Origin of the sequence: Pseudomonas sp. GV105, assembly GCF_003058185.1 — a bacterium.
Lineage (GTDB): Bacteria > Pseudomonadota > Gammaproteobacteria > Pseudomonadales > Pseudomonadaceae > Aquipseudomonas > Aquipseudomonas veronii.
In genome coordinates this window covers 340,977-363,247 of sequence record NZ_QBUF01000003.1, presented here as the reverse complement: position 1 = coordinate 363,247, position 22,271 = coordinate 340,977, and the positions used below count along the sequence as shown (strand labels likewise).

Sequence of the window (22,271 nt, the reverse complement as noted above, 5' to 3'; positions counted from 1 at the left end):
GTCAGAGGCTTTCCGTGATGGTGCAAAAGTGCAGCACGCCTTCGAGGATTTCAGCGGCATGGCCCCTGGGTTTTTTCGGCAACAGCCCCAATAGTTGGGCACGGGCCTGGAAGGCCCAGTCATCACTGGCATTGCTCAGGAGCACGGCACTGGCGGCGATGCCGGCGGCCAGGTACCGCTGCAGTTCGGCGTGCAGGTGCGGGTGCATGTCGAGCAACAGCGTCTTGCCGCGCGCAGCCAGGCTGGCCAGTTCATCATGTTTCAACTGCTGCACGAGGTCGCTGACCTGTTCATGCAACCCATGGGGTTCCCGGGCCAGCCAATAGCGTTGCCCCAGGCGTTGGCCGCTGTGGCTGTCCTGCAGGGTGCCGAACCAGGCGCGAACCGCCCCGTCTTTGAGCTCCACCGGCAGATGACTCAAGGTCAACCGCGCAGTGCGGTTGCGGTAGCGCAACTCGCGGAGGCCGAAGGCTTCAGCGTGCCCGGCCAGGTTGCCCAGGCGTTGGCGTTCACCTCGATACACCACGTGCTGGTTGCCCTGGGTCGCGGCGGCTTTCGCCGCTGTAACGGGCGCGCACGGTGCTTGCGCGCTGACAAAGGCGTCCCAGCGCGCGGGTTGCTGCGCCGCCGGTAACGCCATCAACGGCCAGGCGTCGAGCAATGGGCCGAAGCCGTCGACGTGTGCGACCAGGCTGTCGCGCAATGCCAGCATCGCCTTGCGCTGCCCCACCAACCCGCGCACCAGCGCATTCAGGCGTTGGCTCGTCGGCTTGCCGGGGGCCGAGACGAACCGCGAAGGCCGGGACGTATCCAGCGCTTGCTGCAAAAAGTTCGAAGCGCCGGGCAGTTGCAAGTCTTCCGGCACTTGCTGGCCCGCCGACAGGTAGTTCAATCGCAAGCCGTGTCGAATCAACGTATCGAGCACCGGGCCCAGCCTGGCAGCCTCGTCGCATTTACTGATGATGCAATCGTCCAGGCAGCAACCGGCGGCATGCGCGGCGTCCCGGTAGGTGTGGACCACTTCATCGAGCGTGTCGCCATGGCTGGCAGCGTTGAGCACCAGCATCAGGCGCAGCGCCCGGCCGCTGGCGCCCAACTGGTTGATTTGGGTGAGCAGGCGTTGGTCGCGCTGGCTCATGCCCACGGTGTCGATGATCACCAGGCGTTTGTCGGCCAGCCTGTCCAGCAGCGGCCCGAGCGCGGCATCCGGCCCCAGGGCGTGCAGCTCAACCCCGAGCAATTGCGCGTAAATGTTCAGTTGTTCGTGGGCGCCGATGCGAAAACTGTCGGTGCTGACCAGCGCCACCGGGCCGGGACCGTGGCGCATGACATAACGCGCCGCCAGCTTGGCGGTGCTGGTGGTCTTGCCCACGCCGGTGGGGCCGACCAGGGCAATGATCGTGGGGGCGCTGAACAGCTCGGCTTCATCGGCCAGTTGGATCAGTTGGCTGTCCAGCCGTTGCGTCAGCCAGGCCTTGAGCCGCGCCGGTGTGGCATCGGGCAGCGGGGGCGGGCTGTGGTCGAGCAGTTCCTGGCTGAGGCTGGCGCTGAAACCGGCGTCGAGCAGCCATTTGAGCAAGGGCGAGGGTTTCCCCCGGCCATCGATCAACTGGCGCATAGCCTGGATTTCACTCAGCAGGCGTTCACTCAACGCGGCGAAATCCGCCGTGGCGGGCGTGGGCGGCGCTTCGGCCAGCGCCAGGATTTCCACCCCGACATCGGTCATGCGGCTCGACAGGATCAGCGCGTCTTCACCCAGGGCCAGGCGCACCTGGTTCATGGCTTCGCGGCTGTTGGCGCCGATAAATCGTTGAGCGCTCACTTGGGTTTGCCTCCGATCACGTTAGTCATGCGCAGGGTGCGGTCGTCGGGTATTTCGCTCAGGGCAATCACCGTGAGCTGGCGCAGACGCCGCCGCAGGAAACGCGACAACACCGGGCGCAGCTTGTTGGGCACCACCAGCACCGGCGGCTCGGTGCTGTTTTCCTGGCGCTTGAGGGTCAAGGTGGTTTGCTGCATCAGGTTGTCCGCCAGGCTCGGCTCCAGCGCGCCGCCGTTGCCCACCGCCTGCATCAAGACCTGCTCCAGGTTGAAGTCCAGGCCGATCACTTTCAGTTCGGTTTTGTTGCCAAACAGCTGATTGACGATGGAGCGTCCCAAGGCCACGCGCACGACAGCCGTCAGCTCTTGCACATCCGGCGGTTGTTGCACGCCACCGTGTTCGGCCAGGGCGTCGAGGATGGTCCGCATGTCGCGGATCGAGACGTTTTCTTCGAGCAGGTTCTGCAGCACGCGCTGCAACACCGTCAGCGACACCAGCTTGGGCACCACTTCGTCGACCAGGCCCTTGCTGTCGGGGCCGAGCTTGTCCAGCAGCTTCTGCACTTCGCCACGGCCCAGCATGTCCTTGGCGTGCTGATGCAGCAGGTGGTTGAGGTGCGTGGCGGTCACGGTGCTGGCGTCGACCACGGTGTAGCCATAGATCTGCCCGTGCTCGCGCAGGTTCGGCTCGATCCAGATCGCCGGCAACCCGAACGCCGGGTCCACCGCCGCCGTGCCTTCCAGCTCATGGGTGACCTTGCCGGGGTTGATCGCCAGCCACTTGCCGGGGAACACTTCGCCGCGGCCGATTTCCACGCCCTTGAGGCTGATGATGTAGGTGTTGGCGGCCAGTTCCAACTTGTCGCGCACATGCACCACCGGCGGCAGAAAGCCCACGTCCTGGGCGAATTTTTTGCGCAGGCTTTTGATCCGGGTGATCAGCTCGCCTTGCTGGCGCGCATCCACCAGTTGGATCAGGCGATGGCCGACGCGCAGACTCAGGGTGTCGACCAACTGCACATCGTCCCAGGAGGCTTCGCTGCTTTGCGAGGCGGATTTGGGCAGCAGGGTCTGCACCGGTGAGCCCTCCGGGGCCAGTTCCTCCTGTTTGGAGAACCACCAGCCCAGCCCGGCCAGCAGCCCGGTAAGGATCAGGAACACCAGGTTGGGCATGCCCGGCACCAGCCCGAGCAGGCCCATCACGCCTGCGGTCATCATCAGCACTTTCGGGCGGCTGAACAGCTGGCCCATCATCTGTTGGCCGACGTCCTGTTCGGTGTTCACGCGCGACACCGTGACACCGGCGGCAATCGAAATCACCAGGCCGGGAATCTGCGCCACCAGACCGTCGCCGATGGTCAGCATGGTGTAAGTGTGGGCTGCGTCGGAGAAGGCCATGCCGTGTTGCAGGATGCCGATGGCCAGGCCGCCGATGATGCACACGCCCATGATCACCAGCCCGGCCACGGCGTCACCGCGCACGAACTTGCTGGCGCCGTCCATGGAGCCGAAGAAGTCCGCTTCCTGGGCGACTTCCTTGCGCCGCTGGCGGGCTTGCGGTTCGCCGATCAGACCGGCGTTGAGGTCGGCGTCGATCGCCATCTGCTTGCCGGGCATCGAGTCGAGGGTGAAGCGTGCGCCGACTTCGGCGATACGCCCGGCACCCTTGGTGATCACCATGAAGTTGATGGTCACCAGGATCAGGAACAGCGCCAGGCCCACGGCAAAGTTGCCGCCCACCAGGAACTCACCGAAGGCTTCGATCACCTTGCCGGCCGCGTCGGGGCCGGTGTGGCCTTCCATCAGGATCACCCGCGTGGACGCCACGTTCAGCGACAGGCGCAGCAAGGTGGTGAACAGCAGCACCGAGGGAAACGCCGAGAAGTCCAGCGGCTTTTCCGTGAGCATGCTGACCATCAACACCATGATCGCCAGGGCGATATTGAAGGTGAACAGCAGGTCGAGGATGAACGTGGGCAGCGGCAGGATCATCATCGACAGGATGAGCACGATCAGCACCGGGCCGGTCATGATCTTGAGGTCGGTGGTGGCCAGCCAGGAGTCGGGGCCGAATAAATCGGTCATGCCTTTCATGCGTTCGGGTCATCCTCAGGTGTCGGGGTACGCGGGCCACGCTGGTCCATGCCTGGCGGTACAGTCAGGTTCACCGGGGTCGGCGGCAGATCGCCGCCGTGTTCACTGACACGCTTGAGGCGGATGGCCCAGGCCACCACCTCAGCGACCACGGTGTACAGCTCGATGGGAATTTCTCGGTCCAGGTCGACGTGGAAATACAGGGCCCGTGCCAGCGGCGGTGCTTCCAGCATCGGCAGGTGATGTTGCGCGGCGATCTCGCGAATGCGCAGCGCCACGTCATCCGCGCCCTTGGCCACCACACGGGGCGCGCCGTTCTTTTCTTTCTGGTACGACAAGGCCACCGCAAAGTGGCTGGGGTTGGTGACGATTACGTCGGCCTTGGGCACTTTGCTCATCATGCGGCGCCGCGCGCGGGTCTGTTGCATCTGGCGAATCTTCGCCTTGATATGCGGGTCGCCGTCGGCGTTCTTGTGTTCCTGGCGCTGCTCTTCCTTGGACATGCGCAGGTTCTTGGCGTAAGTCCACAGTTGGTAAGGCACGTCCATGCCCACCACGATGATCAGTGCCGCGACGCACATCGTGCAGGCGCTGGCGGTCAGGCTCAGCGTGGCGGCCAGGGCTTTGGGCGCGGGCATGTGCGGCAAGTTGAGCAACTGCTCGATATGGCTGCGCAGAAAGAAGTAGATCACCGTACCGATCAGGCTGGCCTTGGCGATGGCCTTTGCCAACTCCACCAGCACCTGCACTGAGAACAAGCGCGCCAGCCCGCTCATGGGGTTGACCCGGGAAAACTGCGGGCGCACGGCCTTCAGGGTGATCACCAACCCACCCAGCAGGGCCGGCGCGGCGAGGGCGGCGAAGGTCGTCAGGGCAAAGAACGGCGCCAAGGTCAGCAGCGCGGTCTGGCTCAATGTCCACAGCGTACTGAGCATGCGTGCGGTGTCGAACAGCTGTGCGCGGTCGAACAACAGCGCCTGTTCCATCACCTGGCCAAGGTTGTCATAGAGGGTGCCGCCCATCAGCCACAGCCCGCCAATGCCGGCCAGCAGCATGACGAAGGTGTTCATTTCACGGGAACGTGCAACCTGGCCTTCTTCGCGGGCCTTTTCGATCCGTCGCGGCGTTGCCGCTTCGGTCTTGTCTTCTCTGCTGGTCTCGGCCATGGCTCTCCGGGCGCCTGCGGCAACCTGCGCGACCTGTCAAAGCCGCTATTGTGCGCAGGCGCCCGGGCCGCCGATCGCACGAACACCCGGCACAATCGCGCGTTAATGAGCGGATGGTTCCTCTGGCGCGTATTCATCCTGGGACAGGATGCGTTCGGCCACGCGGTTGTCGAGCACGATGATTTCGATGCGGCGATTGGCGGCATCGTAGGGGCCGGCGCCGTGGAAGCGGATGCGGTCGGCCATGCCGGAAACGCGCAGCAGCTTGTTGGAGTCCAGGCCGCCGGCCACCAGCTCCTGGCGCGAGGCCTTGGCGCGGTCGGCGGACAGGTCCCAATTGTTGTAGCCGGCATCGCCGCCGGGGTAGGGGTGGCTGTCGGTATGCCCGCTGATTTGAATGCGGTTGGGCAATTCGTTGAGCACCGGGGCGAACGTCTTGAGCAGCTTGCTCAGGTACGGCGCGACGTTGGCACTGCCCAGCTCGAACATCGGGCGCTTGTCGGTATCGATCAACTGCACGCGCAGGCCTTCGGGGCTCAGTTCTATCGCGATCTGCTGCTTGAGTTCGCGCAATTGCGGGTCGCGATCCACGGCGTTGTTCAGCCGCTGCTTGAGGGATTCCAGGTGACGCCGCTCATCACCGGAAAGCGGCGAAGGGCGCGTCGTCTGGCGCGCGCGCTCGCCTTCGGAGAAGCGTTGGTCAGGCCCGCCGCCGGGGATCGCGCTGGTGCTGGACGTGCTGCGATCGCCTTTGCTCATGGCCACCAACAACGGCGTGCTGAAGTACTCGGCAATCGCGTCCTTGTCGTTTTTGCTGGCATTGGACAGCACCCACAGCACCAGGAACAGTGCCATCAGCGCGGTCATGAAGTCGGCGAAGGCGATCTTCCAGGCGCCGCCATGGTGGGCGTGCCGGGCGGCTTTTTTACGCCGGATGATGATCGGTTGATCGCTCATGCTCAGTCGATTCCCGGCTGGCCGCTGCCGCTGCGCACATAAGTTTCCAGCTCAAGGGCACCAGGGCGTTCGCTGGTGTGCAGCGCCTTGCGGCCGAACTCCACGGCCAACTGCGGCGGCATGCCCTGCACGCTGGCCAGCAGCGTGACGCGGATGCATTGCAGCATCTTGGCGGATTCGGCGGCTTGCCGGTCGATGCGGCTGGCCAGGGGGGCGACCAACCCATAGGCCAGGTAAATGCCCAGGAACGTACCGACCAAGGCATGAGCGATCATCTGGCCCATCAAGTCCGGGCCGACGTTTACCGCGCTCAAGGCTTTGACCACACCCATCACCGCCGCGACGATGCCGAAGGCCGGTAGGGCGTCGCTGACTTTGTAGAGGGCATCGGCAGGCAAGTGGGCTTCGTGTTCGAAGCCTTCGATCTCGTGCAGCATCAGCTCGTCAAGTTCATGGGCCTGCATGGCGCTGCTGACCAACAGACGCAGGTAATCGGTGATGAACAGGATGATCAGCGGGTCAGCGATCAGTCGTGGGTATTGGGAGAAAATCGGGCTTTGCGCGGGTTCTTCGATATCCCGTTCCAGGGCGAGCATGCCTTCGCGGCGGGCCTTGCTCAGCAAGGCATAGAGCATGGCCATCAATTCCAGGTACAAGGTTTTGTCGTATTTGGCGCTGCGCTTGAAACGTGACACGGCGGTGAGCGTGGCCCTGATGGCCTTGCCGTTATTGGCGGCAATGAACGCACCGACACCGGCCCCGGCAATCATCAGTAACTCGGTGGGTTGATACAGCGGGCCAAGGGCGCCGCCGGACAGGACAAAGCCACCGAACACCGATAACAGTACAACGATAAGCCCGGATACGATGAGCACGTGGTCGTTCCTTAGATTCAAGCAATGGATGACTTGCTGAATATCGGCAACGGCGAGGGACGAATTGAGGGGGTTTTTGCAGACGGTGAAATTGAAAACGCCACAGATCCAATGTGGAAGGGGGCTTGCCCCGATGGGGGTGGATCAGCCAAACAATGACTGACTGACACTCCCTCATCGGGGGCAAGCCCCCTCCCACATTTGATCCGGTTCGACTTAAGCCTTGCGTATCAGCAGTTGTGCGTCGATATCCCGGCGCTTCAGCGTCTTGCCCGCCCGTGACGGCGGCTGGCAAATCCCGCACACATACTGCTGCGCCGGCGCATGGGAGTGGGCAACGAATTCGCCGGAGCAGCACGAGCAGCGGATCAGTTCAAGCATGTCGCTTTCAAAAAAACGCACCAGGGTCCAGGCGCGGGTAAGTCCCAGCACCAGTTCTCCTTCCTGGTCACCCACCTGTTCCAGGTACAGGCGATAGGCTTTGACGAAGGCGTCGATACGGTGCCCACTGATTTCCATCAAGCTGCGATAGATACCGTAGAACAGCGACGAGTGAATGTTCGGCAGCCATGTCACGAACCAGTCGGTGGAGAAGGGCAGCATGCCTTTGGGGGGTGAGGCGCCGCGAACTTCCTTGTAGAGCCGGATCAATCGACCTCGGCTCAGCGACGTTTCCGTTTCCAGCACCTGCAGCCGTGCGCCCAGTTCAATCAGTTCGATTGCCAGTTGCACTTGCTGCATTTCGGTGACCAGGCTTTTGTCTGACATGGATCAGCCTTCCCCGATGCGCAAATCGCCCGTGCGGTCGGCGGCGGCCATCAGCAGTGCGGAATGAATTTCCACCATGCCCAGTTCGCGCGCGTTACCCAGCACCCGGGATAGCCGATCGGTCTCTTCGAACACCGGACGACAAATCAACTGGTTGACTCGCGCCAGTTGGGTCATTTGCTTGCTGCTGAGTTTGGTCAACAGGTCAGCCATTTGCTCGCTGAGTTTCAGGCGAAAAATCGCGATCTCACGGTCTTTGCGCAATAGGTTTTGGGCCAGTAATAAATACGAAAGATTCAGGTCCTGGATGTCTTCAAGCTCAGTGTTGGTATTTGGCAACTTTCTACCCCTCCCGTTGGGTACTACAGTTCGGCACACCTAGTGGTGCGACCTCTGGCAGACAGTGCTGCAAATCGACAAGTACTAAAGTCAGGCTTTTATAGTTGTACAGCGAGTGCCTGGTTGTAGCGTTACTCGGTTATCCATGCTCCCGGCCATCTGCTCAAAGGCCGTGAATACCGAATTTTTTAATTTTTTCTAAAGTATCAAGTAATTTGTACGATAACAGACTGAGGAATGTTATTTCTTGTCTGTTTTCAGTACTTTACTGTACATAGTCGATAGTTTCATAATTATGTGTCTCGCGTAGATACAGCGTGTAAGTATTTGTTATTTTTTTCGATACAAATAATGGCTTATTGGTATCACTTGGTTGGATGAGGCTCGGTAGGCCGTGTTTAAATTGCTCTTTTTGCGGTTGATCTGCATCAACTCGCCCAAATCATTTTGTCGCGCATGCAAAAACCAATTTACTTGTTCTTCCAGCGCCAGGATCTGGCTGAGTAGTTCAAGCTTGTATTGCTGACCGCTTGCATCAAGATCAACTTGGTCCTGCGCGCGGCGTAAGTAAGCGGCGTCGATCAGCCCCTGGGACTTCAACGCGAAGATGCCGTCCCAATCGGCTTTTTTGGCGTATTCGAGCAGGCGTTGGGATTGTTCGAGCAGTTGTTCATAAGCGGCGATCAGTTGTGCTTGCATCATGTCTACCGCTCTTCCTCGATATGCGAACCGATGGCCAGCCAGGCGGCGGCGACGTTTTCCAGTAACGTCGCGGCCGTGGTCAGTGCGGTCTCATCATTGTTCAGGTTTGCGCGAAGCAGCACACGAACCACGTAGTCGTAGAGTTGGTCCAGTTGCACGGCGATGTCACCTCCTTGTTCAAGGTCCAGCGAAGCGCGTAAACCCTGGCTGACGATATTGATTGCCTTGGTGATGGCCTTGCCTTTTTCGGCGGTATGGCCGGCCTGCATATGCAGGCGTGCGATACGGATCGAAGCCTGGTAACTGTCGAAGAGCATCACGATTCTTTGGTGAGGGGAGGCCGCCAAAATGCCGCTTTCTACGCCAACCTTGGCGTAGGCATTCGCGTCTCGAAGGGAACTCATCTGATTTGCTCCAGGTGTGGTCGTCAATCGCTGCTGTTAAGTGCATCGAACTGGGTCGTCAGGTAATCGGACGTGGAGTTGAGCGACGAGATCAAGGTGTCGAGCTGGGTGAACTCGTCGGTCCAGCGCGCCATCTCGGAGTCGATCAGCGCCTGCTTTTCGACATAGCGCTCTTCAAGTTGCACCAGTTTGGATTCCAGGCTGTCGGTCCTGGCGACGATCAGGCCGCTGTCTTCGTCCAGGTAGTTGTCGAGGTCGTCCGTCATTTGGCCAATGAAGCCGGAGGTGCCGTCGGTACCGATAAAGAACTCCGACACGGCGTCGATGTTGTCGGTGATGGCGCTGATCAGGGTGTCTTCGTCAACCAGCAGAGTGCCATCGACCTCCAGGGAAATACCCAATTGCGACAGATAGCTGAAGGTGCCGCTGCCAATGGCGGTGTACAGGTCGCTGCTCAATTCTGTGCTGATGCGGCGGGTGGTCGAGTCGCCCAGCAACTCGCCTGCGGTGTCGGAATCGGCATTGTAGGCAGTGAGGGTATCCACGCTGGAAACGTAGCTGTTGTAGGCGGTGACGAACGCGGAGATGGCGTCGTAGATCGTGTCGGTGTCCTGGGAAATCGTCAGGGTTTGCGAGCTGCCGGTGGCGGACAGGTTCAGCGTGACGCCCTGCACTGCGTCTTCCACGGTGTTGCTTTGGCTGGTGATCGAGATGCCGTTGAGGGTCAGCTCGGCGTCCAGCGCTTTCACGGTCTGGGTCATGTTGCCGCTGCTGCCGTCGTAGCCGAACAGGCTGGAGGCCTCGTCGGTGCTGTCGGTGCTGGTGTAGGTCACGGTCATTGCCGATTCGGTGCCGGTGCTGTCGGAAGTCAGCACCAGGCGGTACGGCGTGTCGCTGCCATCGTTGACGATCGAGGCGGTCACGCCGGCCCCCGAGGCATTGATGGCGGTACGAATGCCTTCAAGGGTGTTGTTGCTGCTGTCCAGGGTAATCGACACCGCGTCCGCCGTGCCCACTTGCAGGGTCAGGGTGCCGGTGCCCAGGGCGGTGGTCTTGCTCGCGACACCGTTGGTGCTCAGGCTTTGGGCCTGGGCCAGTTGGGTGACTTCCAGTTTATAGGTGCCGGCTTCGGCTTTGCTGGTGGTGGCGGCGGTGACACCGGTGCCGGACAGGCTGGTGGTCAACGATTCATACAAGCTCGAGTCGGCCAGTGCTTCTGCCGCCGTTTGCAGTTTGGTCAGGGCGCTGGTCAGGGTGCCGTAGGCGGATATTTCCGCATTGACCGAGGTTTCCTGGTTGGTGATGGGCGTCAGCAGACTGGTTTCCTTGGATTCCTCCAGGCTGGTCAGGATGCTGTCCAGGTCGAGCCCGGAGCCGACCCCGAGGGAGGTGATGGATGCAGTCGAGGTGGTGGAAGTCGTGGTTGCCATGTGAATGCCTGTCCTGGTTTGTGTTCACACTCGATGGGGTGCGGTTGAACCCAACATCGGCAAACGGCTGACCCGTCTTTAGGCGTGCCTCGGAGTTTTTTACACCTGCATGGCCATCACGTCTTTGTAGGCGCTGAGCAGACGGTTGCGTACCTGCACGCCCATCTGGAAGGCCACGCTGGCCTTTTGCGAATCGGCCATCACATCGCTCAGCGACACCGCCTCACTGCCGGCCTGGAAGGCGTTGGACTGGCGGGTGGCGGTCTGTTGCAACTGGTTGATGCGCTGCAAGGACGACTGCAACTCGCCGGCAAACCCCGTGGCCGGGGCGAAACGTTGCGTGCCGCTGCCTTCGGCCTGTTCGGCCAGCAGCGACAGTTGTTGCAGGGCGTTGGTCAGTGCGGACGAATTCATGCTGCAGGTTCCATTGGAAGCGATCAGGCCAGCAGATTACCAAGGCTGCCTGCCTGCACATTCGCCCAATTGAGCACAAAAGCGGTGGCTTTTCCGGCGTTTAGCTTTTGGCATTTTCGCCAGAATGAAGCCCTGCCAGCTGTTCCTCTCTGCGAGGGGAGGCTGATCGACTAATAATACTGTTACCGGACTCTGCAATGTCTTTCGTACAGGCCCTACCCTCGCCATCGAGGTGTTCGTGAGTACCGCAGTCCTGGCCAAAGGCGCGCAAAAGAACCTGGCGACCCGTGTTCCAACCCAGCCGTTGGAGGCGTTGACCACGCTGTTTCGCAACCAGCCCCTGGTGCCTCTGCTGCTGGCGGCAGCCGCCGCGGTTGCCGTCGTGGTGGCGTTGCTGCTGTGGGCGCGCGAGCCGGAATATCGCGTGTTGTTTTCCGGGCTCGGCGAAGCGGACGGCGGACAAATCATCAGTGAGCTGGACAAGCGTGCGATTCCCTATCGCCTGAGCGAAGGCGGCAACACCATCCTGGTGCCCGGCGACAAGATGAACGCCCTGCGCCTGCAGCTGGCCGAGCAAGGTTTGCCCAAGGGCGGCAGCATCGGCTTCGAGTTGCTCGACAAGCAGGCCTTTGGCGTCAGCCAGTTCGCCGAACACCTCAACTACCAGCGCGGCCTTGAAGGCGAGCTGGCGCGCACCATCGAATCCCTGGGGCCGGTGGCCAAGGCGCGGGTGCATCTGGTGATGGCCAAGCAATCGGTATTCGTTCGCGACCGCGAGGCCGCGCGCGCCTCGGTGGTTCTGACCCTGCAACCCGGCCGTGAATTGGGGCAAAGCCAGGCCAGCGCGATTGTGCATCTGGTCACCTCCAGCGTGCCGGAACTGAGTGTCGATGCGGTAACCGTGGTCGACCAGAACGGGCGCCTGCTGTCCCAGGTCCACGGCGATACAACCGGCCCCGACGGCACGCAACTGGACTATGTGCATGAGATCGAGCGCTCCTACCAGCGGCGTATCGAAGACATCCTCACGCCGCTGCTCGGCAGCCAGAACGTGCATGCCCAGGTCGTTGCCCAAGTGGATTTCTCCACCCGCGAAAGCACCGCCGAACGCTATGCGCCCAACCAGGACAGCCATGAAGCGGCGGTGCGCAGCAAGCAAACCTCCGAACATGTGGTGGAAGGCGATGATGCCGGTCGCGGCGTGCCTGGCGCGCTGACCAACTCGCCGCCCAATACCCCGGCGCCGACCAAAGCCACCGCACCGACGCCGGCGGGCGGCACGGCAACCGCCGCCGATGCCAAGGCCAGCAAGCCGGCGAATGCCACTCAAAGCGAGCGGATGATCAACTACGAGGTCGACCGTAACGTCGAGCACGTCAAATCGAGCCTGGGCACGATCCAGCGCCTGACCACCGCCGTGGTCGTCAACTACCGCACGGTGCTCAAGGACGGCGCGCCGACCGCGGAGCCGCTGAGCAAGGAAGAGCTGGAGAACATCAATAACCTGGTGCGCCAGGCCATGGGCTTTACCGAAAGTCGTGGCGATGCGTTGCAAGTGATCAACAGCCCGTTCGTGACCGAAGACACCTCGGTCGCCGAGCCGCCATGGTGGAAAACCCCCGAGGCCTACAACCTGCTGATCAGTGGTTTGCGTTACCTGCTGGTGGCCTTTGCCGCGCTGCTGCTGTGGTGGCTGGTGCTGCGACCGATGCAACGGCGCAACGCCAGCCGAAACGCCCAGATGCTCGCGGCCAGTGCCGAGCCGGGCACCGCGCTGATGCCGACCAGCACCGGTACCAGCGTGGTGGTCGCCGGCCAGGACAACACGCCGCACACCCTGCCGCGCAAGTCGGCGGTGTACGAGCAGAACATGCAGAGCCTGCAACAGATTGCCGCCGAAGACCCGCGGCTGGTCGCCATGATCGTGCGCGGATGGATGAAGAAAAATGACTAGCAAAATGAACGGCTCGCGCCGCAGTGCGATTTTGCTGCTGTCCCTGGATGCCGACAGCGCGGCGGAAGTGTTCAAGTTCCTGCCCAGTGGCGATGTGGAAGCCATCAGCATGGAAATGGCGCGCCTGAGCCAGGTCTCCCATGAAGAAATGCGTCAGGTACTCGAAGAGTTCATGGACGAGACCGACCAATACGCGGCCATCAATATCCAGACCAGCGACCATATCCGCGCCGTGCTGACCAAGGCCCTGGGCAGCGAGCGTGCCGCCAGCCTGATCGACGACATCCTCGAAAGCACCAACACCGGCTCCGGCATCGACAAGCTAAACCTGATGGAGGCCTCGATGGTGGCCGAAATGATCCGCGACGAACACCCGCAGATCATCGCGACCATCCTGGTCCACCTGGAGCGTCACCAGGCCTCCGACATCCTGCAATTGCTGCCCGACCGCCTGCGCAACGACATCATCCTGCGTATCGCCACCTTCAGCGGCGTGCAGCCGGTGGCGCTGCAGGAACTGACCGAAGTGCTCGGCGTGATGCTCGACGGTCAAAGCCTCAAGCGCAGCAAAATGGGCGGCGTGAGGACGGCGGCGGAGATCCTCAACCTGATGAGTTCCACCCACGAGGAACTGGCCATTGGCACGGTGCGCGAGCACAGCGAAGACCTGGCGCAGAAGATCCTCGACGAGATGTTCCTGTTCGAAAACCTGATCGACGTCGACGACCGCGGCATCCAGACCCTGCTGCAACAGGTGGAGCACAACTCCCTGGCGATCGCGCTCAAGGGCTCGCCGCCGGCGTTGCTCGAACGCTTCCTGCACAACATGTCCCAGCGTGCCGGGCAGTTGTTCCGCGAAGACATGGAAGCGCGCGGCCCTATCCGTATGTCGCAGATCGAAACCGAACAGAAGGCCATCCTTGCGGTGGTGCGGCGCTTGTCCGACAGCGGTGAAATCGTGACCGCGCGCGGTAATGACACTTATGTCTGATTGGCAGCCCTGGCAGATGGACCCGTTGGGCAGCCCTGCCTCGCTCGGCGATGATCCGCAGAGCAGCCACCGCGAGCGCGTGCGCAAGCAAGCCTTCCAGCGCAAGCTGGAGATGCAGGTGCTGCGGGAAAAGACCCTCGCCGAAGCCCAGCAGGTCGGCCATGCCCAAGGCGTGGAGCAGGGCTATGCACAAGGTTTGAGCGAAGGGCGCCAGGCCGCCGCCGTGGAGTTGCACCAGCAGGTGCGGCAGACGTTGCAACCGCTGCTGGAACTGTGTCGTAACTTCGACGAGGCCCTCAAGGCGATGGATACGCACATTGCCCGCCAGTTGGTGGGCATTGCGCTGGAGGCCGCCCGACAATTGGCCGGTGATGCACTGGCCGCCCAGCCGGAGCAGGTGCTGGTATTGGTCAAAAGCCTGCTCGACAGTGACCTTGAACTCACCGGCAAACCCAAGCTGTGGCTCCACCCGGAGGATCTGCAACGCGTCCAACACAGCCTCGGCGAGCAGATCGAAGCGGCAGGCTGGGCCTTGCATGCGGACTCGGCGATGTTGCCCGGCGGGTGCCGTGTGGTCAGTGCCGGCGGAGAGCTGGATGCCACGCGGCCTTCGCGGTTGGGCCTGCTCAATCGCAGCGTCGAGCGCACCCTGGATGAACAGCCATGAACGCGCACCTCGAGCGCTGGAGCCAGGTCCTGGCGTCGGTGCAGGGCAAGCCCTTGCAGGTCGCGCCGCACCTGCGCAGCGGGCGCATCACCCGCGCCACCGGCATGGTGCTGGAAGCGGTGGGCCTGCGTCTGCCGCTGGGAGGCGCCTGCCGTATTGAGCTGACGTCCCATGAAGGCGTATACGCCGAGGCCGAAGTGGTCGGCTTTGCCGGGGACACGTTGTACCTGATGCCCCTGGCGGAAATCCACGGCCTGCAACCAGGGGCGCGGGTGTTTGCCGCGCAGGACGGCCAGACCGGCGTCGGCGGCAATCGCAGTTTTCCCCTCGGCATGGCCTTGCTCGGCCGCGTGCTCGACAGCGGCGGCCAGCCCCTGGATGGTCGCGGCCCGCTGCTGGGCGCCCACCACGCTAGTCTGCACACCCAACCGCTCAACCCGCTCAAGCGTGCGCCGATCGACCGTCAGATCGACGTGGGCATCCGCGCCATCAATGCCTTGTTGTGTGTCGGGCGTGGCCAGCGCCTGGGCCTGTTTGCCGGTTCCGGCGTGGGCAAGTCGGTGCTGCTGGGCATGATGGCTCGCTACACCCAGGCCGATGTGATCGTGGTCGGGCTGATCGGCGAGCGGGGCCGCGAGGTACAGGACTTTATCGACAACATTCTCGGCGAAGACGGCCTGCGTCGCTCCGTGGTGGTCGCCGCGCCGGCCGATACCTCGCCGCTGCAACGCTTGCAGGGCGCGTTGTACGCCACGCGGGTGGCCGAGGACTTTCGCGACCAGGGCAAAGACGTGCTGCTGATCATGGATTCGCTGACCCGCTACGCCATGGCCCAGCGCGAAATCGCCCTGGCCGTGGGCGAGCCGCCGGCCACCAAGGGCTACCCGCCGTCGGTGTTCGCCAAGCTGCCCAAGCTGGTGGAACGCACCGGCAACGGGCCGCCCGGCGGCGGCTCGATCACTGCGTTTTACACGGTGCTCAGCGAAGGCGACGACCAGCAGGACCCGATTGCCGACTCGGCGCGGGCGATCCTCGACGGGCACATTGTGCTGTCCCGGCACCTGGCCGAAAGCGGGCACTACCCGGCCATCGATATCGAAGCGTCGATCAGCCGGGCGATGACGGCCATTGCCAGCGACGCCCAGCAGCGCAAGGCGAATCAGCTCAAGCAGGCGCTGTCGCGCTACCAGCGCAATCGCGACCTGATCAGCGTGGGCGCCTACACCCAGGGCCACGACGCGCAACTCGACCGCGCGGTGGGTTTGTACCCGCATATCGAACGGTTCCTGCAGCAGCGCATCGACGACCGTGCCAGCGTTGACGAGACCCTGCACGGCCTGACCCTGTTGTTCCCCGGCAACTGACCTTTTCGAGTAACCATCGATGGCTGACCAATCGCTGCACCTGCTGATCGAACTGACCGCCAAGGCACGCGACATCGCGGCCCGCGCCCTGGCGCAAAGCCGCACTGCCGAGCAACTGGTGATCAACCAGTTGCGCACCCTGGACCAGTACCAGCAGGAGTACCGCCAGAACCTGCAATTGGAACTGGCCAAGGACGGCATGAGCCCTTCGGCGCTGACCAACTACCGGGGCTTTTTGCAGTCGCTGGAAGAGGCCGTGGAGCGTGCGCAAAAAAGCCTGGAGCGCCACCGCAAACAGGTGGCGCACCACCAGATCACCTGGATGGCGCAGTGGCGCAAGGTCAACGCGATTGAAGCGTTGTTGAGCCGCCGCGCCCAACAGGCGCAGGTGCGCGCCGGGCGTGTCGAGCAACGCCAGATGGACGAACTGGCCAGCCAATTGCGGCGCCGGGCGGCAGCGTTTCCAACTTCCATCGATAGCAGCCTCTAAGGGACACCATGGACATTCTCGCGTCGTTAGCGCCATCGACCGCAGCGCCTGCGCCGGCCAGTCTTCCCGCTGAGGCGACGGTTGCGCCGAGTGAGTCGTTTGCCGCGGTATTAAGCCAGGTCGATGCGCCAGTGGCTGACCCGCTGCCGGTGGTTCAGTTGGCACCGGCCCCGACATTGGCACCGGCATTGGCGGCTGCGGACACCGCCCCGGTCATGCCGGAACCGGCTGCGGCTGCACTGCCCACGCCGGTGGTCGCAGCGCCAGTGCCGCTGGCTGAGCCAGAGCCCGTAGCGGTGGACGAGGTGCCGAATGCCTGGCCCGATCAACCCGTGACAGCGGTTGAAGAACCTGAGCCGACGACCAAGGGCGACAGCTCGCTGGACGACATTCGCCAGCGCATGGCCCTGATCGAAAGCGCCGGCCAGCTGGATACCGCCGCAATGATCGTGGCACCGCCGACGCCTGTCAGCGTGCCGCTGCCTGTGGTGGTCAGCGCTGAGTCAGCCGAGCCCGCCCCGCTGATCAGCAGTCGTGCGCCGGCCCAGGCGACCAGCCTGCCTGCGGCGGATGACGAGGCAGATACGCCGCAACCGATCGACCTGCCCGACGCCATGCCGACGCTGGTCGCCAGCGTCGCCGACAGCGTGCCCAGCGTGCGCGCGCAAACGCACGACAACCAGGCGCAGAGCCAGCCCGATCCGCAGAGTGTCTTCAGCCTTTCAGCGGCATCCTTCAGCCCGACGAATCTGGCCGTCGCCGACACGGTTGCGAGCAATGGCCTAGTGCTCACGGCCGCCATCGGCAGCGCCGATTGGCAGACTGACCTGGGCCAGCAGATGGTCGACATGGTCACGCGTGGCGAGCAGCAAGTGGACTTGCGCCTGCACCCGGCCGAACTCGGCCCGTTGTCCATCAGCCTCAACCTGAATGACGGCACCACCCAGGCGCAGTTCCAGGCCGCCCATGCGTCGGTGCGGGCGGCGGTGGAGCAGGCGTTGCCGCAGTTGCGCGAGGCGCTGGCCACCCAAGGCATCGCGTTGGGGCAAGCCTCGGTCAGCGACCAGTCTTCACGCCAGGCCGCGGGCGGCCAGACACCGCGTGATCCGCAGGCCCAGCCGTCCAGCGCAGCGGTCAGCCGCGACGAAGCACTCCCGACGCACGTCCAGCAGGTGGTGCTGCGCAGTTCGGGCGTGGACCTGTACGTCTGATTCTCAAATCAAAACAGCGAGATACCGCCGTTACCCTGGTCTTATCGCGCCATGGGCGGAGCAGGGCGATGGTCATACTTGAGCCCTGCCTAACCGTTTTCCTTCATTCCATGGTTCCAGCCAATGACCACCACCCGCAAAACCCCCTGGCTCTTGATTCTGCTGCTGGCGCTGGTCGTCGTCGCCGCCAGTTCCGGCGGCACCTACATCTATTTCAGTCAACATGGCATGGCGGCTGAGGCAGTGACGGTCGAGCCCGTGGCGCAAAAGCCCCAGGCGCCGCGGTTGGTCACCATCGCCCCGATGACGGTCAACCTGGTGAACGAGCGCGATGAGCAAAGCCTGCTGTACGTGGGGTTTGCCCTGGAAGTGGCGGATGACGCGACCCAGGCCCTGCTGCAGCAATACATGCCGCAAATACGCAGCCAGTTGTTGACCCTGTTGAGCGGGCAGAACACCACGCAGGTGATCACGCCCCAGGGCAAGGCGGCGCTTGCCGGCAAGGTCCTGGAAACCCTCAAGCAGCCCCTGGCGCCGCAGCAACCCGCACCTGCGGTGCTGCGCGTGCTGTACACCGACTTTATCGTGCAATAACCCATGGCCATTGACGATTTGCTCTCCCAGGACGAGATCGACATGTTGCTTCGCGGGGGCGACGACGGCGACGCTGCGGCGGATGACGCCGACACCCTGGACGCCGCGCGGGTGCGCCCTTACGACCCGGCGACCCAGCACCGGGTGATCCATGAGCGTTTGCACGCCCTGGACATCATCAACGAACGCTTCGCCCGTTACTTTCGCATGAGCCTGTTCAACCTGATCCGGCGCAGCATCGATATCACCGTCAAAAGCGTGCGTTACCAGAGCTACAGCGAATTCTCGATGCACATGCCGATGCCCACCAACATCAATCTGTTGGCCATGAAACCGCTGCGCGGCACGGCCCTGGTGGTGTTCCCGCCCAGCGTGGTGTTCATGGTGGTGGACAACCTGTTCGGCGGCGACGGGCGTTTCGTGACCAAGTCCGAAGGTCGCGAGTTCACCCACACCGAACAGCGCATCATCCGGCGTTTGCTGGGGTTGTCGGTGGATGCCTACAAGGACGCCTGGAAGTCGGTCTACCCCCTGGAAATCGAATACCTGCGTTCCGAGATGCAGGCCAAGTTCGCCAACATCACCAGTTCACCGAATGAAATCGTGGTGAATGCCACCTTCCACCTGGAGGTCGGCAACCTGTCCAGCGATTTCAACATCGTGATCCCGTACCTGATGATCGAGCCGATGCGCCAACTGCTCAACGGCCCGCTGACGGATACCAATCCCGAGGAAGAGCGTCACTGGAACAAGCGCATGGCCGGCGAGATCACCCATTCCGAGATTGAGCTGATCGCCGACTTTGTCGAGCTGGATGCGCGGATGGGCCAGGTCATGGCGCTCAAGGTCGGCGATGTGCTGCCTATCGACCTGCCCGAGATCGTCAGTGCGCGGGTCGACGGCGTGCCGGTCATGACCTGCGAATACGGCAGCCAGAACGGCGTGCGCGCGTTACTTGTGAAGGACCTGGTCGATCACTCGCTGAGTCTTTCCTCCTCTTCTACCAGCCGATTCGTGAAGGGCCACGTGTCCACTGCCAAGGAATCCGATCATGACTGATTCAAACACCCTCGAGCCCCAAGAGCCCGATGAATGGGCTGACGCCCTGGCCGAACAGGCCGCCGAAGCCGGTGACGACGACCCGTGGGCGGCGGCCTTGGCCGAACAGGAGCAAGCCGACGCGGCGGTTGCCGGCCCGGCGCCAAGCGTAGGCTCGAGCCTGTTCAAGCCGTTGCCGGTGCCAGCACCTGCGGCGGCTGCGCGTGAGCTGGAAATGATCATGGATATTCCGGTCAAGCTCAGCGTGGAACTGGGCCGCACCCGAATCACCATCAAGCAATTGCTGGAACTGGCCCAGGGCTCGGTGCTGGCGCTGGACGGCCTGGCGGGGGAACCGATGGACATCCTGATCAACAGCTACCTGATCGCCCAGGGCGAAGTGGTGGTGGTGGATGACAAATACGGCATTCGGATCACGGAAATCATTACTCCGTCCGAACGCGTGCAAAAGCTCAACCGATGAGCCTGGTCAGCGCAACACCCGCGCCCCTTGGCGTGCCCTCGGACAACGTGATGAACCTGGCATTGCTGGGCAAGACCGGCCTGGCGCTGGTGGTGGTGCTCGCCTGCGTGCTGGTGTGCGGCTGGCTCGCGCGGCGCATGGGTTCACGGCCGTTGGCACCGGGGAAGATGCTGCGGGTGGTCAGCAGCACCGGGCTGGGCCAGCGTGAAAAGGTGGTGATTGTGGAGGTGCGCGGCCAATGGCTGGTGCTGGGGGTGACGGCCCAGCAAGTCACCGCCCTGGCGCAAATGGACGCGCCGGCAGCCGAGCCTGAGCCGGCGGCGGTCGCACCGGGCGACAGTTTTGCCGAACGCCTGACGCATGCGCTGAAGCACAACCTGCGCAAGGGGCGCGCCTCATGACGGCCCTGGAACCGGCGATGCAGGGCCTGAGCGCCTTCACCGGCCAGGCCGGCGGCCAGCAATGGTCGCTGAGCCTGCAGACCCTGCTGCTGCTCAGCGCCATGGCGTTCCTGCCGGCGGTGCTGCTGATGATGACCGGGTTCACCCGCATCATCATTGTGCTCGGCCTGCTGCGCACGGCCATCGGCACCACCTCGGCACCGCCGAACCAGGTGCTGCTGGGGCTGGCGCTGTTCCTGACGTTTTTCGTCATGTCGCCAACCCTCGACCAGGCATACGAAACCGCCTGGCAGCCGTTCTCCCGGGACGAGATCACGGTGGAGCAATTTCTCGACAAGGGCAGCCAGCCGTTTCGCGCCTTCATGCTGACCCAGACCCGCCAGGGCGACCTCGCATTATTCGCACGGGTGGCGCGCATCGGCGACCTGCAAGGGCCGGAGGATGTGCCCATGCGTGTGTTGCTGCCGGCCTTTGTCACCAGTGAATTGAAGACCGCGTTCCAGGCCGGTTTCACCATTTTTATCCCGTTCCTGATCATCGACCTGGTGGTGGCGAGCGTGTTGATGGCGCTGGGCATGATGATGGTGCCGCCGTCGACCATCTCGCTGCCGTTCAAGTTGATGCTGTTTGTGCTGGTAGACGGCTGGCAGTTGCTGCTCGGTTCCCTGGCGCAGAGTTTTTATACCTGATGAGGACGTAGACGATGACGCCGGAAATGGTCATGGATCTGGCTTACAAAGGCATGCGGATGAGCATGATCGTGGCCGCGCCCGTGTTGTTCGTGACGCTGTTTGTCGGCTTGCTGGTGAGCCTGTTCCAGGCGGCCACGCAGATCAACGAATCGACCCTCTCGTTTATCCCCAAGATCATCGGTGTGTGCGTGGTGCTGGTGATCGCCGGGCCCTTGATCATGGAAATGCTGGTGGACTACACCCGCGCGCTGTTCACCAGCCTGCCCACATTGATTGGCTGACGCGCCTTGATCGAGGTCAGTTCGGCGCAACTGCAACTGTGGCTCACCAGCTTTTTCTGGCCGTTCTGCCGCGTGCTGGCGTACCTGATGAGCGACCCGATCCTCGGCCACAAAAACGTGTCGAGCCAGGTGAAGGTCGGCCTGGCGATGCTGCTGGCTTTCTTGCTGGCGCCCAATTTGCCGGCGCTGCCGGAGGTGTCGCTGTTTTCCTGGGCCGGCCTTGGGGTGACGGTGGAGCAGGTGCTGATCGGCATGTCGCTGGGCATGGTGATGCGCGTGACGCTGGCGGTGGTGGAGATGACCGGCGATATCTGCGGCATGCAGATGGGGCTGGCGTTTGCCACATTCTTTTCCGCCGATACCAGCACCAACAGCCTGGTGCTGTCGCGCTACCTGGGCATGATCACGATCCTGATGTTCCTCGCGCTGGACGGCCACCTCATGGTGCTCGAACTGCTGGCGACCACGTTCAAGACGCTGCCCATCGGCCACCTGCGTTTTGACCCCAACGCCTGGAACCTGATTGCGCGCTATGGCAGCACGATCTTTCTCACTGGCCTGTTGCTGGCTTTGCCGATGGTCGCCACGCTGCTGATCATCAGCCTGGCCATGGGCATTCTCAACCGGGTGTCGCCACAGTTGACGGTGTTCTCGGTAGGCTTCCCGCTGACCTTGTCCGTGGGCCTGATCCTGCTGATGGTGGTGATGGGCGACCTGGGACCGTTTCTGGCCAGCCTGCTCACCAACACCCTGCACTTCATGCAGTACCTGGTCGACAACATGACCCTTGCTTGACTCATGCACCCTGGTCCAACTGTGGGAGGGAGCTTGCTTCCGATGGTGGTGTTTCAGCCCATGCATCTGGTGACTGATCCAGCGCTATCGGGAGCAAGCTCCCTCCCACAGTTTTTGATGTGTTTGAACAGTGACATGGGGGCGTCGCAGTTGATGGGCTTCTGTGGGCTGGGTTTAGGACTATTTTTGGCCAGTCAGCTGCCACGGTCCAACTGTGGGAGGGGGCTTGCCCCCGATGGTGGTGTTTCAGCCCATGCATCTGGTGACTGATCCAGCGCTATCGGGAGCAAGCTCCCTCCCACAGTTTTTGATGTGTTTGAACAGTGACATGGGGGCTTC

General features: G+C 62.7%; 24 protein-coding genes. 13 read left to right on the top strand and 11 right to left on the bottom strand.

The features are described from left to right. Position 1 precedes the first annotated feature (1 nt). From C8K66_RS07955 to fliE, 11 genes are all read right to left on the bottom strand, one after another. Positions 2-1,822 carry a flagellar biosynthesis protein FlhF gene (locus C8K66_RS07955; protein WP_108524558.1) on the bottom strand — a complete coding sequence of 607 codons (1,821 nt, stop codon included), beginning with the start codon at positions 1,820-1,822 and terminating at the stop codon, positions 2-4. Continuing rightward, positions 1,819-3,915 (bottom strand): flagellar biosynthesis protein FlhA, encoded by a 2,097-nt coding sequence (flhA, locus tag C8K66_RS07950; RefSeq protein WP_046382123.1) that lies wholly within the window; start codon positions 3,913-3,915, stop codon positions 1,819-1,821. The genes C8K66_RS07955 and flhA overlap by 4 nt, the downstream gene beginning before the upstream one ends. Further along, positions 3,912-5,081 carry a flagellar biosynthesis protein FlhB gene (gene flhB / locus C8K66_RS07945; protein WP_108524556.1) on the bottom strand — a complete coding sequence of 390 codons (1,170 nt, stop codon included), beginning with the start codon at positions 5,079-5,081 and terminating at the stop codon, positions 3,912-3,914. The genes flhA and flhB overlap by 4 nt, the downstream gene beginning before the upstream one ends. 102 nt (positions 5,082-5,183) lie before the next feature. Then, entirely contained in the window at positions 5,184-6,038 is an 855-nt protein-coding gene (gene motB, locus C8K66_RS07940; protein WP_046382125.1) for a flagellar motor protein MotB, read from the bottom strand. A 2-nt stretch (positions 6,039-6,040) separates the two neighbouring features. Then, complete coding sequence (gene motA / locus C8K66_RS07935; RefSeq protein ID WP_108524554.1) at positions 6,041-6,913, bottom strand: flagellar motor stator protein MotA; 873 nt, start codon at positions 6,911-6,913, stop codon at positions 6,041-6,043. A gap of 216 nt (positions 6,914-7,129) precedes the next feature. Further along, on the bottom strand, positions 7,130-7,681 hold the full coding sequence (flhC, locus tag C8K66_RS07930) for a flagellar transcriptional regulator FlhC (protein ID WP_046382127.1): 552 nt from the start codon (positions 7,679-7,681) through the stop codon (positions 7,130-7,132). 3 nt (positions 7,682-7,684) lie between these two features. Continuing rightward, the gene (gene flhD, locus C8K66_RS07925; RefSeq protein WP_046382128.1) at positions 7,685-8,020 is read right to left on the bottom strand and encodes a flagellar transcriptional regulator FlhD; all 336 of its coding nucleotides are present in this window, start codon (positions 8,018-8,020) and stop codon (positions 7,685-7,687) included. Between the two features lie 330 nt (positions 8,021-8,350). Next, positions 8,351-8,722 (bottom strand): flagellar protein FliT, encoded by a 372-nt coding sequence (fliT, locus tag C8K66_RS07920; protein ID WP_046382129.1) that lies wholly within the window; start codon positions 8,720-8,722, stop codon positions 8,351-8,353. 2 nt (positions 8,723-8,724) lie between these two features. Then, positions 8,725-9,126, bottom strand: a complete 402-nt coding sequence (gene fliS, locus C8K66_RS07915) for a flagellar export chaperone FliS (protein ID WP_046382130.1) — start codon at positions 9,124-9,126, stop codon at positions 8,725-8,727. A gap of 23 nt (positions 9,127-9,149) precedes the next feature. After that, positions 9,150-10,556 carry a flagellar filament capping protein FliD gene (fliD, locus tag C8K66_RS07910; protein WP_108524552.1) on the bottom strand — a complete coding sequence of 469 codons (1,407 nt, stop codon included), beginning with the start codon at positions 10,554-10,556 and terminating at the stop codon, positions 9,150-9,152. 99 nt (positions 10,557-10,655) lie between these two features. Then, a complete protein-coding gene (fliE, locus tag C8K66_RS07905) occupies positions 10,656-10,970 on the bottom strand; it encodes a flagellar hook-basal body complex protein FliE (RefSeq protein WP_046382132.1) in 315 nt (104 codons plus the stop codon). A gap of 238 nt (positions 10,971-11,208) precedes the next feature. On the opposite strand from fliE, the gene fliF reads away from it, so the two are divergent. From fliF to fliR, 13 genes are all read left to right on the top strand, one after another. Beyond that, positions 11,209-12,924, top strand: a complete 1,716-nt coding sequence (gene fliF / locus C8K66_RS07900) for a flagellar basal-body MS-ring/collar protein FliF (protein ID WP_108524550.1) — start codon at positions 11,209-11,211, stop codon at positions 12,922-12,924. Continuing rightward, positions 12,917-13,915: a flagellar motor switch protein FliG gene (gene fliG / locus C8K66_RS07895; protein ID WP_046382133.1), complete on the top strand. Its 999-nt coding sequence runs from the start codon at positions 12,917-12,919 to the stop codon at positions 13,913-13,915. The genes fliF and fliG overlap by 8 nt, the downstream gene beginning before the upstream one ends. Further along, complete coding sequence (locus tag C8K66_RS07890; protein ID WP_079444660.1) at positions 13,908-14,582, top strand: flagellar assembly protein FliH; 675 nt, start codon at positions 13,908-13,910, stop codon at positions 14,580-14,582. The genes fliG and C8K66_RS07890 overlap by 8 nt, the downstream gene beginning before the upstream one ends. Continuing rightward, positions 14,579-15,946, top strand: a complete 1,368-nt coding sequence (gene fliI, locus C8K66_RS07885) for a flagellar protein export ATPase FliI (protein ID WP_079444659.1) — start codon at positions 14,579-14,581, stop codon at positions 15,944-15,946. Before C8K66_RS07890 ends, fliI begins: the two co-directional genes overlap by 4 nt. Positions 15,947-15,965: 19 nt before the next feature. Next, positions 15,966-16,436, top strand: a complete 471-nt coding sequence (gene fliJ / locus C8K66_RS07880) for a flagellar export protein FliJ (protein WP_046382136.1) — start codon at positions 15,966-15,968, stop codon at positions 16,434-16,436. 8 nt (positions 16,437-16,444) lie between these two features. After that, a complete protein-coding gene (locus tag C8K66_RS07875) occupies positions 16,445-17,647 on the top strand; it encodes a flagellar hook-length control protein FliK (protein WP_108524548.1) in 1,203 nt (400 codons plus the stop codon). A gap of 123 nt (positions 17,648-17,770) precedes the next feature. Then, a complete protein-coding gene (gene fliL / locus C8K66_RS07870) occupies positions 17,771-18,241 on the top strand; it encodes a flagellar basal body-associated protein FliL (RefSeq protein ID WP_108524546.1) in 471 nt (156 codons plus the stop codon). 3 nt (positions 18,242-18,244) lie between these two features. After that, on the top strand, positions 18,245-19,300 hold the full coding sequence (fliM, locus tag C8K66_RS07865; RefSeq protein ID WP_046382139.1) for a flagellar motor switch protein FliM: 1,056 nt from the start codon (positions 18,245-18,247) through the stop codon (positions 19,298-19,300). Next, entirely contained in the window at positions 19,293-19,763 is a 471-nt protein-coding gene (gene fliN, locus C8K66_RS07860) for a flagellar motor switch protein FliN (protein ID WP_046382140.1), read from the top strand. The genes fliM and fliN overlap by 8 nt, the downstream gene beginning before the upstream one ends. Beyond that, positions 19,760-20,164 (top strand): flagellar biosynthetic protein FliO, encoded by a 405-nt coding sequence (gene fliO / locus C8K66_RS07855; protein WP_046382141.1) that lies wholly within the window; start codon positions 19,760-19,762, stop codon positions 20,162-20,164. The genes fliN and fliO overlap by 4 nt, the downstream gene beginning before the upstream one ends. Further along, positions 20,161-20,853, top strand: a complete 693-nt coding sequence (gene fliP / locus C8K66_RS07850; RefSeq protein WP_046382142.1) for a flagellar type III secretion system pore protein FliP — start codon at positions 20,161-20,163, stop codon at positions 20,851-20,853. The genes fliO and fliP overlap by 4 nt, the downstream gene beginning before the upstream one ends. 14 nt (positions 20,854-20,867) lie before the next feature. Continuing rightward, positions 20,868-21,137, top strand: coding sequence for a flagellar biosynthesis protein FliQ (fliQ, locus tag C8K66_RS07845; protein WP_046382143.1), 270 nt, complete (start codon positions 20,868-20,870; stop codon positions 21,135-21,137). Positions 21,138-21,143: 6 nt separating this feature from the next. Further along, entirely contained in the window at positions 21,144-21,932 is a 789-nt protein-coding gene (gene fliR / locus C8K66_RS07840; protein ID WP_079444656.1) for a flagellar biosynthetic protein FliR, read from the top strand. The last annotated feature ends 339 nt before the right edge of the window (positions 21,933-22,271 follow it).